General features: G+C 44.8%; 17 protein-coding genes and 1 pseudogene. 10 read left to right on the top strand and 8 right to left on the bottom strand.

What is annotated here, in order from left to right:
- The coding region (locus tag A3762_RS21890; protein WP_231878892.1) for an ATP-binding cassette domain-containing protein at nt 1–210 on the bottom strand (210 nt) is incomplete at its 3' end.
- Here A3762_RS21890 and A3762_RS21885 point away from each other — a divergent pair.
- The 3 genes and pseudogenes from A3762_RS21885 (at nt 209) to sthA (ending at nt 3,705) form a co-directional block, all read left to right on the top strand.
- Nucleotides 209–1,396, top strand: a complete 1,188-nt coding sequence (locus A3762_RS21885) for a glycine betaine/L-proline ABC transporter ATP-binding protein (protein ID WP_068478291.1) — start codon at nt 209–211, stop codon at nt 1,394–1,396. The genes A3762_RS21890 and A3762_RS21885 overlap by 2 nt on opposite strands.
- 120 nt (nt 1,397–1,516) lie before the next feature.
- Nucleotides 1,517–2,332, top strand: a pseudogene (locus A3762_RS26145) (HDOD domain-containing protein).
- Complete coding sequence (sthA, locus tag A3762_RS21870) at nt 2,329–3,705, top strand: Si-specific NAD(P)(+) transhydrogenase (protein WP_068757623.1); 1,377 nt, start codon at nt 2,329–2,331, stop codon at nt 3,703–3,705. Before A3762_RS26145 ends, sthA begins: the two are co-directional and overlap by 4 nt.
- A 61-nt stretch (nt 3,706–3,766) precedes the next feature.
- On the opposite strand, the gene A3762_RS21865 is transcribed toward sthA, so the two are convergent.
- Nucleotides 3,767–4,756, bottom strand: a complete 990-nt coding sequence (locus A3762_RS21865) for an SGNH/GDSL hydrolase family protein (protein ID WP_068757621.1) — start codon at nt 4,754–4,756, stop codon at nt 3,767–3,769.
- 431 nt (nt 4,757–5,187) lie between these two features.
- Here A3762_RS21865 and A3762_RS21860 point away from each other — a divergent pair, with 431 nt between their 5' ends.
- Nucleotides 5,188–5,784, top strand: a complete 597-nt coding sequence (locus A3762_RS21860) for a CAP domain-containing protein (RefSeq protein ID WP_082869288.1) — start codon at nt 5,188–5,190, stop codon at nt 5,782–5,784.
- Between the two features lie 59 nt (nt 5,785–5,843).
- On the opposite strand, the gene A3762_RS21855 is transcribed toward A3762_RS21860, so the two are convergent.
- Complete coding sequence (locus A3762_RS21855; protein ID WP_068757619.1) at nt 5,844–6,248, bottom strand: MmcQ/YjbR family DNA-binding protein; 405 nt, start codon at nt 6,246–6,248, stop codon at nt 5,844–5,846.
- A 281-nt stretch (nt 6,249–6,529) separates the two neighbouring features.
- On the opposite strand from A3762_RS21855, the gene A3762_RS21850 reads away from it, so the two are divergent.
- The 6 genes from A3762_RS21850 to astB all read left to right on the top strand — a co-directional run bounded on the left by A3762_RS21850 (nt 6,530) and on the right by astB (nt 13,349).
- Nucleotides 6,530–7,072, top strand: coding sequence for a DUF2058 domain-containing protein (locus tag A3762_RS21850; protein ID WP_068757617.1), 543 nt, complete (start codon nt 6,530–6,532; stop codon nt 7,070–7,072).
- 106 nt (nt 7,073–7,178) lie between these two features.
- Nucleotides 7,179–8,402, top strand: a complete 1,224-nt coding sequence (locus A3762_RS21845; RefSeq protein ID WP_068757614.1) for an aspartate aminotransferase family protein — start codon at nt 7,179–7,181, stop codon at nt 8,400–8,402.
- A gap of 1 nt (nt 8,403) precedes the next feature.
- Complete coding sequence (locus A3762_RS21840; protein ID WP_068757613.1) at nt 8,404–9,420, top strand: arginine N-succinyltransferase; 1,017 nt, start codon at nt 8,404–8,406, stop codon at nt 9,418–9,420.
- 28 nt (nt 9,421–9,448) lie between these two features.
- Nucleotides 9,449–10,483, top strand: a complete 1,035-nt coding sequence (gene astA / locus A3762_RS21835; protein ID WP_068478236.1) for an arginine N-succinyltransferase — start codon at nt 9,449–9,451, stop codon at nt 10,481–10,483.
- Between the two features lie 9 nt (nt 10,484–10,492).
- Entirely contained in the window at nt 10,493–11,965 is a 1,473-nt protein-coding gene (gene astD / locus A3762_RS21830; protein WP_068757612.1) for a succinylglutamate-semialdehyde dehydrogenase, read from the top strand.
- Nucleotides 11,966–12,011: 46 nt separating this feature from the next.
- Nucleotides 12,012–13,349, top strand: a complete 1,338-nt coding sequence (gene astB / locus A3762_RS21825) for an N-succinylarginine dihydrolase (RefSeq protein WP_068757611.1) — start codon at nt 12,012–12,014, stop codon at nt 13,347–13,349.
- Here astB and A3762_RS21820 read toward each other — a convergent pair.
- From A3762_RS21820 to A3762_RS21800, 5 genes are all read right to left on the bottom strand, one after another.
- Entirely contained in the window at nt 13,320–14,354 is a 1,035-nt protein-coding gene (locus A3762_RS21820; protein ID WP_068757609.1) for a succinylglutamate desuccinylase, read from the bottom strand. The two genes, astB and A3762_RS21820, sit on opposite strands and share 30 nt — an antisense overlap.
- A gap of 27 nt (nt 14,355–14,381) precedes the next feature.
- Entirely contained in the window at nt 14,382–15,101 is a 720-nt protein-coding gene (locus A3762_RS21815) for an ABC transporter permease (RefSeq protein WP_068757608.1), read from the bottom strand.
- The gene (locus A3762_RS21810; protein ID WP_068478246.1) at nt 15,101–15,802 is read right to left on the bottom strand and encodes an ABC transporter permease; all 702 of its coding nucleotides are present in this window, start codon (nt 15,800–15,802) and stop codon (nt 15,101–15,103) included. The genes A3762_RS21815 and A3762_RS21810 overlap by 1 nt, the downstream gene beginning before the upstream one ends.
- A gap of 72 nt (nt 15,803–15,874) precedes the next feature.
- On the bottom strand, nt 15,875–16,630 hold the full coding sequence (locus tag A3762_RS21805) for a transporter substrate-binding domain-containing protein (protein WP_068478248.1): 756 nt from the start codon (nt 16,628–16,630) through the stop codon (nt 15,875–15,877).
- 63 nt (nt 16,631–16,693) lie between these two features.
- A partial coding sequence (locus tag A3762_RS21800) for an ABC transporter ATP-binding protein (RefSeq protein ID WP_068757607.1) occupies nt 16,694–17,399 on the bottom strand: 706 nt, incomplete at its 5' end.

Here is a 17,399-nt window from a genome sequence, read left to right as displayed (position 1 = left end):
GTTAAAGTGACTAATTAAGGTCGACTTTCCAGAACCAGAAAGCCCCATCATTACGAAGATCTCACCCCGTTTGATCTCCATGTTAATGTCTTTAAGACCAAGCGTATGTCCAGTTTTTTCAAGAATCTCTGCTTTGGTTTTCCCCTGTAAAACAAGATCCAAGCGTATGCGAACGCTCTCAAGCACATCTTGGGGGGCAGCAATGAACATGAGTGATACCTTCATTGAAATTAAATCGCTCTACAAGCTTTTCGGTGATCAAGCTGAAAAACATATGGATCTTGTTTTACAGGGGAAAACCAAAGCAGAGATTCTTGAAAAAACTGGACATACGCTTGGTCTTAAAGACATTAACATGGAGATCAAACGGGGTGAGATCTTCGTAATTATGGGGCTTTCTGGTTCTGGAAAGTCGACCTTAATTCGTCACTTTAACCGTCTGATTGAACCGAGTGCAGGGCAGATCATGTTTGATGGTGACGACGTGATGAAGCTTGATGCGAAACAGCTTCAGGAATTTCGTCGAACACGCATGTCGATGGTGTTTCAGCACTTTGGTTTGTTACCCCATAATTCGGTGATCGATAACGTCGCCTTTGGTTTGAAAACACAGGGCGTTGCGAAAGCTGAGCGACTACAGAAGGCTAAACAATGGTTAGCTGACGTCGGTTTAGAAGGGTATGAGGGACTATACCCATCACAGCTTTCAGGCGGTCAGCAGCAACGTGTTGGTCTAGCGCGAGCTTTGTGCACCGACCCAGATGTATTGTTGATGGACGAGGCTTTTTCTGCATTGGACCCTCTGATTAGAAGCGAGATGCAGGATCAATTGATTCATCTGCAAGAAAAACTCCACAAGACAATCGTTTTTATTACCCATGATTTGGACGAAGCCTTGCGTGTTGGTGATCGAATCGCGATTCTCAAAGATGGTGAGCTGGTTCAAGTCGGCGAGCCTAGTGAAATTCTTCTGCAACCCGCTGACGCCTATGTAGAAGCGTTTGTGCAAGACGTGAATCGAGCACGTGCTCTGACTGTTGAAAACGTGATGAAATCGCCAATGAATCGTATTACTGCAACTACGATCGGCGAGGCCTTAGAGCAAATGCGTAATATGCCGAAAGACTATGCCTACGTTGAATCGGATGATGGCTTTGAGGGAACTGTTCTGCAAGAGACCTTGGAGCAAGCTGTTGATAGCGAAGACGTATGTAGTTCAGAGCCTCTGACTGACGAGTACTTTGAAGAAACGGTTGAGATCTCACCTGACTCTCTTCTAGAAGAAGTTATTCCTGAAACACTCGACACTAGTCACCCTTTAGCTGTAGTCAGTGAGGAGGGAGAGCTTGAAGGTGTCTTGTCGAGAAAACGTTTAGCGAAAATTTTAGGTAGATAAACGCGTAGTCGAAAACTTGGACTAAACTCAGCTCAGTTTCAGTCCAAGTGAGGCCCGACGTTGATTACGGAAGAACAACAAGACGATGCGATATTCGAGTTATCTGCCGACTTGCGCGAAGTGGGTAAACAGATACTCAAGCTGCTGAGAAAAGGCGCTGTTGATGTGCCGCTCTTTCCCAAAATCGCAACGGACGTTATGCGTCTCGCAAAGTCTCCAGACACTGACGCAGCGACCTTAGCGGACTTAATTCAACGCCACACTACGCTGGCGGGGCACGTCATCCGTGTTGCTAATTCACCACTTTATACACCAAATGCTTCAATGGTCTCATTGCAGCAAGCCATCGCGCGCTTGGGTCTAAACGCGATATGCGAAATATCTTAGGGGATCGCCTTAAACGCGAAGCTTTTTAATGCACCAAAATTTGAAGATCGACTTGTTGCCATTTCACAGCACGTTTTTTGTTGCGCTATTTGGGCGAAAGAGCTGGCGCGAGCGCTTCAAGAGAGTGTTGAAACAGCATTTTTATGCGGCCTTTTGCATGGCATAGGTAGACCCGCATTTTTGCAATTCTATTCAGACATGAGCTCCGCCGAACAGCTCAAATTGACGCCAGCTCAGGTATTGGAATTAGAGGACGTGTTTCATCCTCTATTCGGACAAGAGATTAATAAAGCGTGGGAGATGCCAGAGGTAGTGTGTGATGTTGCGCTATTTAGTCAGACGCCTTCTCAATCAGAAAAGTATCAAACCCAATGTGCATTGGTACAGGCTGCATCGTTGCTCGCCAAAGCGAGTTTAGAAGATCAAGATTTAGAACCTTTAAAAGCAAAAGACATTTTTTCAACGCTAAATTTATACACCGATGCGCTCAACGATGTCTTGAGTAAACGTGATCACATCGTCTCAACAGTGAGGGCTAAGCAGCAATGAAGAGCTTTCATGTTGTCGTTATTGGTAGTGGCCCAGCTGGGCAGAAAGCAGCGGTTCAAGCAGCAAAAGCCGATCAGTCGGTTGCTATTATCGAACAGGACAAATTCTTAGGTGGCGCATGTGTTCATCGAGGCACTATTCCAAGTAAAACTCTGAGGGAAAATGCCTTACGTGTGAAAAAGATGCGTGAAAACGCGACGCTTTGTAATTTCGAGGTCGCTGAAGACACCGAAATGGCTACTTTGATCGACCGTCTAAATGCTGTCGTTCAATCGCATGATACCTTCATGGTGAATCAAATAGAGCGAAATATGATTACGCGTTTGCATGGGCGCGCTCATTTCGTTGATGCCAACACGCTTAGTCTTGAATCACCGAATGGCTCTACCGAATTAATTGAAGCGCAAACCTTTGTCATTGCCTCGGGTTCTGTTCCGCGTCATCCTGAAAATATCCCCGTTGATCATGAGAATATCCTAGATAGCGACTCAATTCTGAGCATGTTGTACTTGCCTCCAAGTTTGATCGTTTTGGGTGGTGGTGTCATTGCCAGCGAGTATGCCTCGATATTTCAGGCACTCGGAGTCAAGGTGACGATGATTGATCGTTATGAGCGCCCACTTGGCTTTATGGACGAAGATCTTGTTGAGCGTTTTATGGGTACTTTTGCCGAAATGAGTGGCAAATGGGTGGGTGAGACGGAAGTTAGCTCTGTCGCTTGGAACGGTGTTTCTGAAGTAGTTGTCTCATGTGCTAATGGGAAAGAATATCGCAGCTCAAAGCTACTTGTGGCAGCAGGCCGTGTTGCCAATGTATCAGGCTTGAGTCTTGATAAAGCAGGCGTGGTGTTGACCAATCAAGGGCATATTCAGGTAGACAACGAGTTACGAAGTAGTGTTTCCAATATATACGCGGCTGGTGATGTAATTGGCCCGCCATCTTTGGCTTCGGCTTCGATGGAGCAGGGGCGCCGTGCAAGTCGAAATGCCTTAGGTATTAGCGTTGGTAAAATGGCAGATTTGATTCCAGCAGGTATTTACTCCATTCCTGAAATTTCAGGCGTTGGGCTCACTGAACAACAGGCTAGAGCCAAGGGTGATGTCATTGTCGGTGTTGCCAAATTTGAAGAGATTTCTCGAGGTCAGATCAGTGGTATAGAAGATGGTTTGTTGAAAATCATTTGCGATGCACAAGGGAAGAAAATCTTGGGTGTTCAGATAGTTGGTGAAGGGGCTACGGAACTCGTTCATATTGGTCAGATGGCGATGCTATCCGACAGCCCTGTTGATATTTTTGTAGAGAATATTTTTAACTATCCAACACTCGCAGAAGCCTATCGTGTTGCAGCTCTATCGGTGTTAGGGCAAAGGTAAACGGATATGAATATAGATTGGGGTCAGAGTTTTTTCACTCTGATCCCAATCCAAGAGCGGATTATTGGCTCAATACAGCTTCAAGAAATTCTTGACCAGCTTGCGTGTGAACGGTACTGCTTGGGTGGAAACCATCAGAGAAAACAAATGCTGAGCAATCAGCAAGTGCGGGTACTGATTCAACACAAGGAGTTGTTGTGTTCAAACCGGCTTCTTCACCTTCTTCAATTGTACGATCTAAGAAGTCTTGTAGTGAGTATTCAATAATATCAATACCTGTTGCTGCTTCAATATTGCGAACTGATTTACGAAGTTTACGATTGAAACGATCCACAAGATTTGACACTTTTTCTGGGTACTCAAGAGCACGACGTTCGTTTTGGGGATTACCTGATGCTACAGCTGCTTGATACAGGTCGTTAACATTTGCTCTAAGAAGAGGTGTTTTGCTGATATCTGGAGCGTCTGCTACCGCGATAGCTGTTGCGCCAGTCGCGATCAAGGTTTGGATTTGATTACTGATTACATCTACTGCTGCGTCAACGCGATCCTTAGATCCTTTGCGAGCTGCCTGACGTTCTGCACCTGGAGCTGTAAATACGCCTTGTGCACGAATTTGCGCAGCAGCGTTCAAATCGTTACCACCGATAACGATAACGTATAGGCCGTTTGCATCTGCTACACCACCAGTCGACAACAAGTGCGCGCCAATCTGGATTGGAAGACTCGTGTCGTTGTTAGGATCTGATGGGATTGCGGCAGCGCCTCCGACAGCATAGTTAGTGCCGACGTTTTGGCCTAGTAACCACTTTGACGGGTTGTTTGTTAAACCCAGACCTGCAGCAAGCGCATCGGTTGCGATCGTTGCTTGTCCCGTGAACGGAGAAATATTGGTGAACTTAACTTCAACTGGCGATTGGAATACTTCCGTTAAGTTGCCAGAGTCAGATAAGCTGTCACCAAATACATACATGTTGTCATATGCGCTCGCACTTGCAGAAAGAACTGCGCCACCTAGGAAAGCGGCCATTTTTTTCATAGTAAATTTCATTTCAGTCACCTAATTATGGTTTTTATTGTTATCCAAAACTTGAATTTAATTTTTTTGGGGAAAGTCCATATTTATAAATGGCCGACTTCCACACTGTCGACATTGGAAGCTAAGTCTGCCATTACGTGAGCTTATTCGATAAATCTGAAGGCGTACTTTTTATGCTTACTGTTCGCTTTTCGCTTGTTATTTTAGTGGGTGAGTGTTGATTTGATGGGGTTGAGGGTTGGTTCTCATTATTTAGTTAACTTAGACGTTGATTTTTAGGCGTAATTGAACGCTAAAGAAGTCCATGCAACATTGTTTAACAATCTGTCACGCGTTGGCTATTTAGCCCCTTAGCAATTTACAAAAGCATACGGGGTGACAACGGAAGGTTTTCGTTAGTAGTGCTGAACTTAAGGGTATTCATGTATTAATACCTTTAAGCGATGTTTAAGATTCAAAATTCCCTAAAGCCTACTTCTTTACTTGCAAGTCTTACTTTACTGGCAGCGTGTTCATCTGGTGCACAAGATCAAAGTGTCGAAGTACACAACCTCAGTCAAACGGGTGCTGTTTCTCAAGGGCAAACGGCTAGTATCGAAAATCCAAGTTGCTTAACCAGTGAGTTAGATGACGAGCTATTGGTTGCTTTGAATGAGGCACGTTCACAAGCAAGATTTTGCGGACAGGATTATTACCCCGCGGTTGGTGCGGTGACTTGGAATTGCCAGTTAGAAGATGCTGGTTTAGCGCATTCAATAGATATGGGTACCAATAATTTCTTCAGTCATACTGGTTCAAATGGTTTGCGTGTCGGTAGTCGAGCAACTCAAGCGGGCTACAACTGGACCATGGTAGGTGAAAACATCGCCGCGGGCTTCTATACCGTGCCGTCTGTCATGCAAGGTTGGTTAAATAGCCCGAGCCATTGTTCAGCGATCATGAGTCCAAATTATGAAGAAGGCGGTGTGGCCGTCTACATCGCAGACAATGCCGATTATGAAGTGTATTGGACAATGGTGCTAGGAAAGCCGATCCCTTAATGAAAATGTTTAGGCAATAAAAAAGCACCTTTATACCGGGTGCTTTTTTGTTAAATTGATTAGGCCACAATTTGTAGCTCAAGTTCCTTATAGAGTTCGTCAGTTTCGTAGTCTTCTTCTAACAGCTTACGCTGAGACTTTTTAAGTTTCTTCACAACGAGTGAATAACTGTGATCGATTAGCCGCTCGATTTCAGACTCTGGAATGCTTCCATCTAAAATGAGTGTATTCCAATGGGTTTTGTTCATGTGATGCCCAGGAACAATCGATTCATACATATCTCGAAGTTCTTCGGCGTGGTGAGGGTCGCATTTGAGATTCATGTGAGGAACCCCATCTTGCTTGGTTAAGGTGGCGAACATGCTACCTTTAATTTTAGGTACTAACACCGGAGGCCCAAAAGGATAGTCTTCCCTTGCTTCTGGTTTTCCTAATAAATATGCCTTTGCAGCTTCATAATTCATAGCTGTTTCTCCATTGCGATGTCTTATCGTTTTATGAGCAACAAACAACTACAGGTTGCTAAAAATATGGGTGACTCGAGGTCACAAAAATTTTTTTCTCACGCCCAGTATAGACCCTGTTACACTTCTGTGTGGCGGATCGTACATTCTGTTACGTTTTTAAACATAAAGCCTTTCTAACTGAGATCGAGATCAAGGTTTAATCTGGAAGACTGTGTCGTTGGTGCGTTTAATTTGATGCACATATCATTTCTTATTGATGGATTGTTAGGAGTCAAAAAATGGCTAAGTCCCTGCAAGAGCAGTTGTTGGGTGCGGGTTTGGTAGACAAAAAGAAAGCCAAAGCCATTAAGCAAGAACAAAGAAAGACTAAAAGGCAAAAGGGTAGAGTGGGCTTGGAGTCTGAGGCAAACGAGAAGAAGCAACGTCTAGACCAAGAGCGTCAAGCGAAAGCAGAGAGAGATCGCGAACTTAACGCAGAGCGCAATGAAGAGTTAAAAGAGCGCGAAATTATCGCGCAGGTCAAACAATTGATCTCGGTCAATAAGTTGAGTGTTGATGGTGAGTTAGGATACCAATTCGCAGATGGCTCCAAAATTCAAAAACTCTATGTCGATGAGGCTAGTCAAACAGCTTTAGCCAAAGGGCGACTTTCTATCGTGCGCGATGCACAAAGTTATGCAGTGATAGCCAGCCAAGTCGCAGAAAAAATTAAACAACGCAAGCCAGAGTTTGTTGTTGTGTTAAACGAAAAGGCATCTCAAGAAGTTGATGAAGATGATCCTTATAAGGATTATCAAATCCCTGACGATTTAATGTGGTAAATCGCCTGATTTTTTATATTTGCGCTATCTTTAGTGCAGCGTTACAACTCGTCGCTTTTACTGGGCTTGTAAGACGGCGATTGACAATGATAGGTAGAAGATAAATATGTCTGAGAATACTCCATTAGATAGAAGTGTTTTTGATCAAGTAATGGTGCCGAATTACGCACCCTCGGTCGTGATTCCTGTTAAAGGGGCCGGTTCTCGTGTTTGGGATCAAAACGGTCGTGAGTATATTGATTTTGCGGGCGGCATAGCAGTGAGTGCTTTAGGGCATACGCATCCGAGACTTGTTAGCATCTTAAAAGAGCAAGCTGAGAAGCTATGGCATGTCAGTAATGTGATGACAAATGAACCAGCGTTGCGTTTAGCGAGCTTGCTGACAGAACGAACATTTGCAGAACGAGTGTTCTTTGCGAACTCAGGAGCAGAGGCAAATGAAGCTGCATTTAAGTTAGTGCGTAAATACGCGCATGATCACTACGGCGAAGATAAAAACGAAATTCTATCTTTCTACAGCAGTTTTCATGGCCGTACATTGTTCACAGTTTCTGTAGGAGGCCAAGCTAAATATACGGAAGGGTTTGAGCCTGTTCCTGGCGGTATTACGCACGCGAACTATAACGATCTAGCTAGCGTTGAAGCGGTGATTTCAGATAAAACCTGCGCCGTTGTGATCGAGCCAGTGCAAGGTGAGGGCGGTGTGATGCCGGCTGATCCTGAGTTTCTTAAAGGTCTACGCGCTTTGTGTGATAAGCACAATGCTCTATTAGTGTTTGATGAAATTCAAACGGGTGTCGGACGTTCTGGTGAGCTTTATGCGTATATGAAGTATGGCGTGATGCCTGACATTCTTACGACCGCAAAGTCTCTTGGTGGTGGTTTTCCGGTAGCGGCGATGCTTACGACCGAAAGTATTGCTCAAAGTTTTGGCATTGGAACGCACGGTAGTACATACGGCGGTAATCCTTTGGCATGTGCCGTGGCAGAAGCATTATTGCTCGAGCTTGAAGAGAAAAAAGTGATCGAGCAGGTCCCAGAAAAGAACGCACGTTTTGTGAATGCTTTGGAAGAGATTAATGCTGAATTCCAAGTGTTTAAAGAGATTAGAAGTTGCGGCTTATTAATTGGCTGCGAGATGAATGAGAAATATCAAGGTAAAGCGAAAGACATTATGGCTAAAGCGATGGAGCAAGGCTTGATGGCCTTGATCGCAGGTCCAAATGTACTTCGCTTAGCGCCATCATTGATTATCGAGGACAAGGATATCGATGAAGGTATGGCTTTACTTAGAACGGCTGTAAGGGAATTCGTTAATACGGAGGTGTAGAATGCACCTAGTGCGTCCATGCACACTTGATGATCTAAGCAGTATTGAATCGCTAGTTCGTGATAACCAAGCACGAATAGCGTCTCTTCCTCGGAAACGAGCTCGATTAGCGGAGCGCATTGAACAATCAATGCGTTCTTTTCAGTCCCCAAATTCGCCCAGCGATGAGGGGAAGTTCTTTTTATTTGTTCTAGAAAATACTCAAACAGGAGAGCTTGTTGCCTGTTCGGGTATTGCTATGAATAACGAATTTAAGCGACCGTTTTATAACTATCGTTTGGGTGAGCTTATTCATGCCTCAGAAGAATTTGACATTCATACGCCAGTGTCTGTCTTGCATTTAACGCATGAGTTGACCGGCCGAAATGTCTTGTGTTCATTGGCTATACGCGATGACTTGGTTGATACAGATTGTTTTCAACTCATTGCGCGTGCTCGGTTGATGTTTATGCGTCAATTTGCCGAGTACTTTAGTGATCAGGTTGTCGTTGAATTGCAGGGTGTTTATGGCGAAAAAGGGCAGTCTGTATTTTGGGATGATTTAGGACGAAATTTCTTCAACATGGATTTCGCAAGTGCGAATTATCATGTCGCGACAAAGAGTCGTACTTTTCTTGCAGAGCTGATGCCCGCGCACCCAATCTACGTGACGATGCTGTCTGAGCGAGCTCAAGCCGTATTAGGAAAATATGATCAGCATGCTGAGCCGGTTCATTCTTTGTTAATGAATGAAGGATTTAAGACATCCTCATTTGTCGATATTTTTGATGGCGGCCCGGTTCTATTGGGTCGCCTTGAAAAGTTGCGCACTTTCAATCAAGCACATCAAAAAACCACGCATATTGGTGAGGTAACGGCTGGGTCACCACATTTAGTCTGTAACGATCAGTTTGAAGATTTTCGATGCGGACTTGTTCCTTTGCCTGGGGGCACTCATGACGTGGTCCGTGTTAGTCAATCTGATATATCTGCCTTGAATTTGAATGGTGGCGCTGAATATTTCTTCAGTGCTCTTTAGTAGCTTTCTGTCTAAGGAGAGTAACTCAATGATGGTGATTCGACCTATCCATGGTCATGATCTGCAAGCGCTTGTTGACCTAGCTGAAGGGGCTGGAGTCGGCGTGACGACTTTACCTAAAAATCCCCCTTTGCTAGAGCAACGGATTTTCAATTCGGTACGCTCTTTTCGCTGCTCTCAACCTAAAGAACGCGGAAACTATGTTTTTGCTCTTGAGGATACCGAGACAGGAAAGGTGGTCGGAGTCAGTGCTATTGAAGCAGCCATTGGCCTCGAACAGGTTTGGTACAATTATAGAATCTCAAAAGTTATTCACGCTTCACGAGAAATTGGTGTGCATACATCAAACGACATGCTCGTGATATCGAATGATTTAACCGGAGTGTCTGAACTGTGCACACTGTTTTTAGATGCTAGCGCGCGGTCAGGGAACAATGGTCGTTTATTGTCCAAGTGTCGCCTTCTCTTTTTAGCCGAGTTCAAAGAGTATTTTAGTGAAAAAGTGATTGCAGAGATGCGTGGCTACTCTGATGAGAATGGCATCTCTCCATTTTGGGAATCCTTAGGTAAGAAGTTTTTTCAAATGGAATTTTCTTTAGCGGATTATCAAGTCGGGCTTGGTAACAAAGAATTAGTCGCAGAGCTGATGCCGAAGTACCCCATTTATTTGTTCTCTCTTACTAAAGAGGCGCGTGCAGTGATTGGCAAAACGCATGACAACACGCGTCCAGCATTAGAAATGCTCAAGAAAGAGGGTTTTCATTTCAATCAATTGATAGACATTTTCGATGGTGGCCCAGTCGTTGAGAGCTTCGTTGAAGATGTGCGCGGCGTTAGTGAAAGTGTGCTTTTGCCTTATCGCGTAGATACTAACTATGACGCTGAAATTGGTGCCCGTGACGATTGGGTTGTGTCTAATCGGCGGATGGAACATTTCCGTACAATTCTTGTCAGTAAAGATCAGATTCACGCTGATCATATAAGACTAAGTTCAGAACAATTCGATGCTTTGAATATCGATGATCAAGCTGAGCTTAGAGCTGTCCCACTTCGTTATATTTAGGATAAAGCTATGAGCCAATTAGGAGCTTTCATTGCAGGACAGTGGCATCACTGTTCAGGACCATCGTTATCTAGCCATAATCCTTTTAATGGTGAGCTTGTTTGGCAGGCAAATAGCGCAAATAGCGATGATGTATCGCGTTCTGTTGAAGCGGCGAGAGAAGCGTTTTCAAGTTGGGGGCGCACCGCATTCGATGAACGTGTGGCTTTAGTAGAAAAGTTTAAAGAATGCCTTCAGGCACGCAGTGAAGAGTTAGCGATCGCGATCGGTAAAGAGACAGGCAAGCCATTGTGGGATGCGAGAACCGAAGTCGGCGCGATGGTTGGCAAGGTCGCTATTTCTCAGCAGGCCTATTTAGATCGTACAGGACATTCAAGTAAGGAATTGCCAGCAGGCTTGTCTTCTTTAATGCATCGGCCGCATGGTGTTGTCGCGGTTTTTGGACCTTATAATTTCCCTGGCCATCTACCAAATGGACATATTGTGCCTGCGTTATTAGCCGGCAATACGGTTGTCTTCAAACCAAGTGAACAGTGCCCTTTGGTTGCGCAAATTACTTTAGAAATTTGGATTGAGGCCGGTTTACCTGAAGGAGTGATTAATCTCGTCCAAGGCGAACGACTAACCGGTGAAGCGCTCGCACAACATCCGGATATAGATGGACTGTTTTTTACAGGAAGCTCCAGAACCGGAGCCATTCTTCACCAACAATGGGCAGGTCAGCCCGCCAAGATCCTTGCTTTAGAAATGGGAGGCAACAATCCACTGATTGTTGATCGTGATAGCCCTATTGAGGCGACTGTCCATCACTTATTATTTTCGAGTTTTGTCTCAGCTGGTCAGCGCTGCACATGTGCTCGACGCGTTTTTATTCCGACTGGTGAGTACGGCGATCAGCTTGTATCTTCGTTAATTAGCTCAACACGCGCATTACAGGTTGGCGCATTTGATGCAGAACCTCAGCCTTTTATGGGATGCCTGGTTTCGGAAGGCGCAGCGCAAAGTATCGTGTCGGCTTATCAGAATTTATTGAGTATCGGCGCTAAACCCTTATTGGAACTCGCAAGAGATAATGAGGTGCCAGCGATGCTGCGTCCTTGTATCGTCGATGTGACGGGGCTTGACGTACCTGATGAAGAATATTTTGGTCCTTTGATGCAAGTCATTCGTTATGAGAACTATGAAGACGCGATCAAGCAAGCGAACGCCACGCGTTTCGGACTGGCGGCAGGTTTAATTAGTGAGAACGAATCACTATGGCAAGACTTTTTGCTAGATAGCCGTGCTGGTATCGTAAATTGGAATATGCCTCTTACCGGAGCAAGCAGTGCTGCACCATTTGGTGGTATCGGTGAGAGTGGCAACCATCGAGCAAGTGCGTTGTATGCAGCAGATTATTGCGCGTATCCTGTTGCATCAATGGAATCTAAACAAGCAAATGTACCGGCAACATTATCGCCCGGTATGACTTTGAAACCTTAATAAGTTCTTAACTACGTAAATCGCAATGGATGAGCAGAGGTAAGCAATGAAGGCATATGAAGTAAATTTTGATGGGCTTGTGGGTCCTACTCATAATTATTCTGGCTTGTCGTTTGGCAACATCGCTTCAGAGCAAAGCCTAAAAGATGTATCTAACCCTAAGTTGGCAGCTCAGCAAGGCTTGGCGAAAATGAAAGCCTTATCCGACAAAGGATTGAAGCAAGGTATTTTATTGCCTCACCATCGCCCTGAGATTGATTTGTTACGACAACTTGGTTTCGCGGGTAGCGATGCGCAAGTGCTTGCGCGTGCAGCCAAAGAAGCTCCTGTAATTTTGGGATCGGTGTATTCTGCCTCATGCATGTGGACGGCGAATGCCGCAACGGTGTCTCCAAGTGCTGATAGCCGTGATGGACGAGTACATTTCACGGCGGCTAATTTGAACGCCAAGCTCCACCGAGCGATTGAACACAAAACAACGAGTCGTATGCTCCAAGCGATTTTTTGTAATGAGAGCTTTTTTGCGCATCATGCTGCTTTGCCTAGTGTGAGTCAGTTAGGCGACGAGGGCGCTGCAAATCACACGCGCTTTTGCTCAGAGTATGACAAGCGCGGCGTGCAACTTTTTGCATACGGTCGGACCGCATTTAATGAGTCGGAATTAAAACCTAAGCGATATCCTGCACGTCAAACTTTAGAGGCTTGCCAAGCCGTTGCACGATTGCACGAGTTAGATGATGCGAACGTTGTATTCGCTCAGCAAAAGCCAAGCACGATTGATGCTGGTGTGTTTCATAACGATGTTATTTCTGTAGGAAATAGAGATGTATTTTTCTGTCATGAACAAGCTTTCTTGAATCAAGATCAGGTATTTGCGGAGTTGCAGAAAAAGCTTGGGGATACAGAGCTGAAAGTTATTTTAGTGCCTGAGAGTGAAGTTCCGCTTGCAGATGCGGTCTCTAGCTACTTGTTTAACAGTCAGCTATTAAGTATTTCGGATGACAAAATGGCCTTAGTCGTGCCATCAGAGTGCGACTCTACACCTTCAGTTGCCGCCTATTTGAAGCGTCTTGTTAAAGCGGATAATCCGATTGCAGAAGTCATGAGCCTTGATTTAAAACAAAGTATGAAAAACGGAGGTGGCCCAGCGTGTCTTCGTTTGCGCGTGGCACTAAATGAAAATGAGCTAGCAGCGATTCACCCGGGTGTCCTGTTTACAGATCAACTATACGAAACGCTGATGGCATGGACCGAACGTCATTATCGCGATCAACTAGCGCAGAGCGATTTGGCTGACCCACGTCTGATTGATGAATCTAAAACTGCATTAGATGAGCTAACGCAACTACTTGGTTTACCCGCTATTTATGCGTTTCAGCATTAGGCCTGCGCGCTGACCGATCGGCACTTTGCTGTTTGGAAAAATTAGAAGCTCTTCTGTGTTCTCCACTTCATAGATTTTGAGTGGAGACTTTTCCATTATCGTCCCCTGATTGTAGCGCGAGAAATTAGGGGCATCTTCATCAACATACAATACATATTCTGCATGGTCTACGATCAGCTCATGACACACTTCGAATTCATTGAGTTGATCTTGCGCGACAGTTATGAGCTCACCACAGATCATTGATTTAAGACATTGATAAGTGTTTGCGTATTCGCTGAGTTTGTTGAGCCCAAATGGGTACACTTTACCTAGCTCAACCGTGTATGCATCGGTGTTAAAGCTGCGCGCGGTAAAAGAAGAAAACGTTGTTGCTGGCTTATGCTGATAGACCAGTGTCGTACAGCCAAGTGCAGATAGAATCCCACGAGCTTCATCTGAAACATTGTTAGCGTGCTCGGTTTTAGGTTTGAGCGCGAAGCGTTCAACATAGGAATCGCGAATTGCGGTGTGAAGATCTAAGTGTTGGCTGAGGCCATAATCTTCAGCGAATTCAGAGACATATCTCTCTAGTAGTTTTGCTCTTCTAGCATCAATGCTCCCACAAAAATTATCTTCATTGTGAACTCCCATAAACAGCCGATTCATATTGAACTCGATAAAGCGGCTTGCTTTGCGCATTGCTTTGGGGTGCCCAAGTATTAAAAGAGTGGGGCGGGCTATTGAGATGTCTTTGCTAAGAAGCTCTGTAACGAGTTGATCAATTAACTCTATTGGAGCCGTTTCATTTCCGTGAATACCAGCAGATAGCAATAGACCTTGATGCTGCGGCGCTGTTTGAGTTTTGTTTTGCTTCGGAATAAGTCGCAGCATGCCTTCGGCGAGTAGTTGTGCCGTGAAACAAGAAGTCTCATACGTAGCTGAATTTGTTTTAGCTGGATCTTGAGACAAGGTATGTGACAGAAATGAGTTCGCTGGAGAAAAGAGCGAGTTCAAATCTGTCATAGGAGCACCTCAGTGGCGATCTTTTGATTAAGAGAGCGGCTTAGTATGCGCCATGATTTTATCTTCAGCTTTTCGGAAGATATAAATCAAGGTAAATGTCATGCAGAGGTAAATAGCCGCAACGAATAGGAAAGCTTCAAATGGCGCATAATAGCGCGCGTAGATATCACGAGCTGCACCGGTCAAATCGACGATTGTTACGACGCTGGCAATTGAGCTGGCGTGAAGCATAAAGATCACTTCATTGGCATAAGCTGGTAATGCTCGGCGCATCGCTCCAGGCAGAATAATACGGCGCATTCGTTTAGCGACACCCATACCATAGGCTTTTGCAGCTTCAATTTCGCCACGAGGTGTTGCCTCAATGGCGCCTCTAAAAATTTCTGTTGTATAGGCCGCCGTATTCAATACAAACGCTATCAAGCAAGGGTAAAAGGCCTCTGAAAGTATGTCCCACAAGAATGTTTGCTGAATGCCTGTGATCTGCGCAGTGCCGTAATAAATAAGGTAAAGCTGAACAAGTAGGGGGGTTCCTCTAAAAAAGTAAACAAATGCCCAAATAGGAAGGTTGATCCACTTGTTTTTCGAGGTTCGCAAAATAGCTAAAGGCAAAGAGATAACAAAGCCAATAAGCAGAGAAAGAAATACCAATTGCACTGTGGTCACAAAGCCTGACCAGTAGTGCATCAAAGTAGGCGGGTTAAAAATACTATTGTCTGCAAACAGACTTAAAAACGCTTCCATCATTAAGCCCTCGTTGTTCCGGCACTGTATTTAATTTTCAGTCTGTTGAGTAATAACTCTGAGACCGCTGTGAGGGATAAGTACACAAGCGCAACAGGGATTAAGAAAGTAAAGGGTTCGTGCACAGCTTTGGCTGCCTCGGAAGCAAGACGCACCATATCAGCTAGACCAATGATCGATACAAGTGCAGTGGTTTTCAGCATAACAAGCCAATTGTTACCTAGGCCAGGTAGTGCATGACGCATCATTTGAGGAAACGAGATGCGGCTAAATACTTGCCATCGAGTCATACCGTAGGCATATCCGGCTTCTATTTGACCTGCATTTACGGACTGAAATGCGCCACGAAATGTTTCTGCCATATAGGCACCAAAGATAAAGCCAATGGTGACAACTCCGGCAATAAATTCATCGATGTTAAAAAAGACATCGATATCAAATTCTTCATATAACCAATCTGAGAACTCATTCATCATCATTTGACCGCCAAAGAAGATGAGTAACATCAGTACAAGATCGGGAACGCCTCGAATTACGGTGGTGTATACCGTTGCGATAGCGCGAGGAATAGGGTTGCTTGAAAGTTTGGCGATCGCGCCGAGTAGCCCTAAAAATAAAGCCACAAGCAATGATAATACGGCTACTTCGATGGTTAAAATAGCGCCCTGAAATATAGATGGGCCGTAACCGTGAAGATCTATCATTGAGTAAGTTCCGTGAAAATTAATCGTCAATCAGACGTCAGGCATATAGCGCCTGACATCTGACTTTTAGCATTAAATCTTAATGCTGTAAGAGAAGTACTTGTTCATGATCTCATCGTAAGTACCGTCTTCTTTGAGCTTTTTAAGCGCAGCATTGAATTTTTCAGCAAGGTCTTTGTCACGCTTGCGGAATGCAGCGCCAACGCCCTCACCACCAACTTGCATGGTGTCGCCGACTGACTGGTAGTTTTCATCTTTAAGGATGGTTGATTCACCTACTGGGAAGTCTAGGAATACTAAGTCTAGACGGCCACCGGTTAGATCAAGAACAAGGTCGTCAGCCGTGGTGTAACGCTTGATTTCAACAGTGTCTGCGCCGATATCTTTTGTCACGTAATCATCTTGAACTGTGCCACGCTGAACGCCAACGCGAAGGCCTTTGAAGGCAGCCTTGTCAGTCACGTCCAGATCAGTACCTTTTTTACCAAACCATGCAGAAGGTGTGTTGTAGTAACCTTCAGAGAACAATACTTTTTCAGCACGCTCAGGAGTGATAGACATAGAAGAGAAGATAACGTCGTATTTACGCGCTAAAAGTCCTGGAATAATGCCGTCCCAAGCTTGGATAACCCACTCACATTCCGCTTTGATTTCAGCACATACAGCGTTGCCAAGGTCAATTTCGAAACCAGTAAGCGTGCCGTCTGGCGCTTTATATTCGAACGGCTCGTAAGGTACATCAACAGCTAACTTTAGTTTGTCAGCTGCGAAACCAATGCTGCTGCTCGCAGCTAAGATACAACCCATTAATAGCGATAGTTTTTTCATAGTGAGGTCTTCCTCTTATTTAATGTCAGCTCTCTAAAGGGAGCAGTTTGTTTGTACTGAATATTAGTACTTCGGTTGAAGAAACTGTTTCACACGTTCTGAATCAGGATCTTCAAAAACTTTTTTAGGTGTTCCTTGCTCTTCAATTTTTCCGTCATGCAAAAATACAACTTGTGACGACACATCGCGCGCGAAGGCCATTTCGTGTGTCACGACAATCATGGTGCGGCCCTCTTCAGCCAAGCTGCGCATGACCTTTAATACTTCACCGACGAGTTCTGGGTCGAGTGCAGATGTCGGCTCATCAAATAGCAGTACTTCTGGTTCCATCGCTAATGCGCGAGCAATTGCTGCACGTTGCTGCTGGCCACCAGACATCTGACTAGGATAGTAGTCGCGACGCTCGTAGATGCCTACTTTGTTTAAGAGCTCTGTAGCTTGTTCAATGGCTTGTTTCTTAGGAATACCTAATACATTGATCGGTGCTTCGATGATGTTTTCTAGCACTGTCATGTGAGACCACAAATTAAAACCTTGAAATACCATAGATAGCTTCGAACGCATCTGTTCGACTTGCTTGGTGTCGGCTGGCATTCGTTCGCCGCGTTTATTGGTTTTGAATTTGACGGTGTCGCCGAGAAGTTGGATATCACCTGAGGTAGGAATTTCTAAGAGATTGATGCAGCGAAGGAAGGTACTTTTGCCTGAACCTGATGAACCGATCATCGAAATGACGTCACCTTTTTGGGCTTCTAATGACACACCTTTT

It is taken from the genome of Oleiphilus sp. HI0125 (assembly GCF_001635355.1).
Note: the sequence above shows the minus strand (reverse complement) of the source record. Positions and strands in the feature narration are given on the sequence as shown.

Coding starts and splice junctions, on each gene's coding strand:
- A3762_RS21845 (WP_068757614.1), top strand. CDS start 7,179: ATGTCTGAGAATACTCCATTAGATAGAAGTGTTTTTGATCAAGTAATG.
- A3762_RS21885 (WP_068478291.1), top strand. CDS start 209: ATGAGTGATACCTTCATTGAAATTAAATCGCTCTACAAGCTTTTCGGT.
- astD (WP_068757612.1), top strand. CDS start 10,493: ATGAGCCAATTAGGAGCTTTCATTGCAGGACAGTGGCATCACTGTTCA.
- A3762_RS21855 (WP_068757619.1), bottom strand. CDS start 6,248: ATGAATTATGAAGCTGCAAAGGCATATTTATTAGGAAAACCAGAAGCA.
- astB (WP_068757611.1), top strand. CDS start 12,012: ATGAAGGCATATGAAGTAAATTTTGATGGGCTTGTGGGTCCTACTCAT.
- A3762_RS21805 (WP_068478248.1), bottom strand. CDS start 16,630: ATGAAAAAACTATCGCTATTAATGGGTTGTATCTTAGCTGCGAGCAGC.
- A3762_RS21820 (WP_068757609.1), bottom strand. CDS start 14,354: ATGACAGATTTGAACTCGCTCTTTTCTCCAGCGAACTCATTTCTGTCA.
- A3762_RS21850 (WP_068757617.1), top strand. CDS start 6,530: ATGGCTAAGTCCCTGCAAGAGCAGTTGTTGGGTGCGGGTTTGGTAGAC.
- sthA (WP_068757623.1), top strand. CDS start 2,329: ATGAAGAGCTTTCATGTTGTCGTTATTGGTAGTGGCCCAGCTGGGCAG.
- A3762_RS21810 (WP_068478246.1), bottom strand. CDS start 15,802: ATGATAGATCTTCACGGTTACGGCCCATCTATATTTCAGGGCGCTATT.
- A3762_RS21840 (WP_068757613.1), top strand. CDS start 8,404: ATGCACCTAGTGCGTCCATGCACACTTGATGATCTAAGCAGTATTGAA.
- A3762_RS21860 (WP_082869288.1), top strand. CDS start 5,188: ATGTTTAAGATTCAAAATTCCCTAAAGCCTACTTCTTTACTTGCAAGT.
- A3762_RS21815 (WP_068757608.1), bottom strand. CDS start 15,101: ATGATGGAAGCGTTTTTAAGTCTGTTTGCAGACAATAGTATTTTTAAC.
- astA (WP_068478236.1), top strand. CDS start 9,449: ATGATGGTGATTCGACCTATCCATGGTCATGATCTGCAAGCGCTTGTT.
- A3762_RS21865 (WP_068757621.1), bottom strand. CDS start 4,756: ATGAAATTTACTATGAAAAAAATGGCCGCTTTCCTAGGTGGCGCAGTT.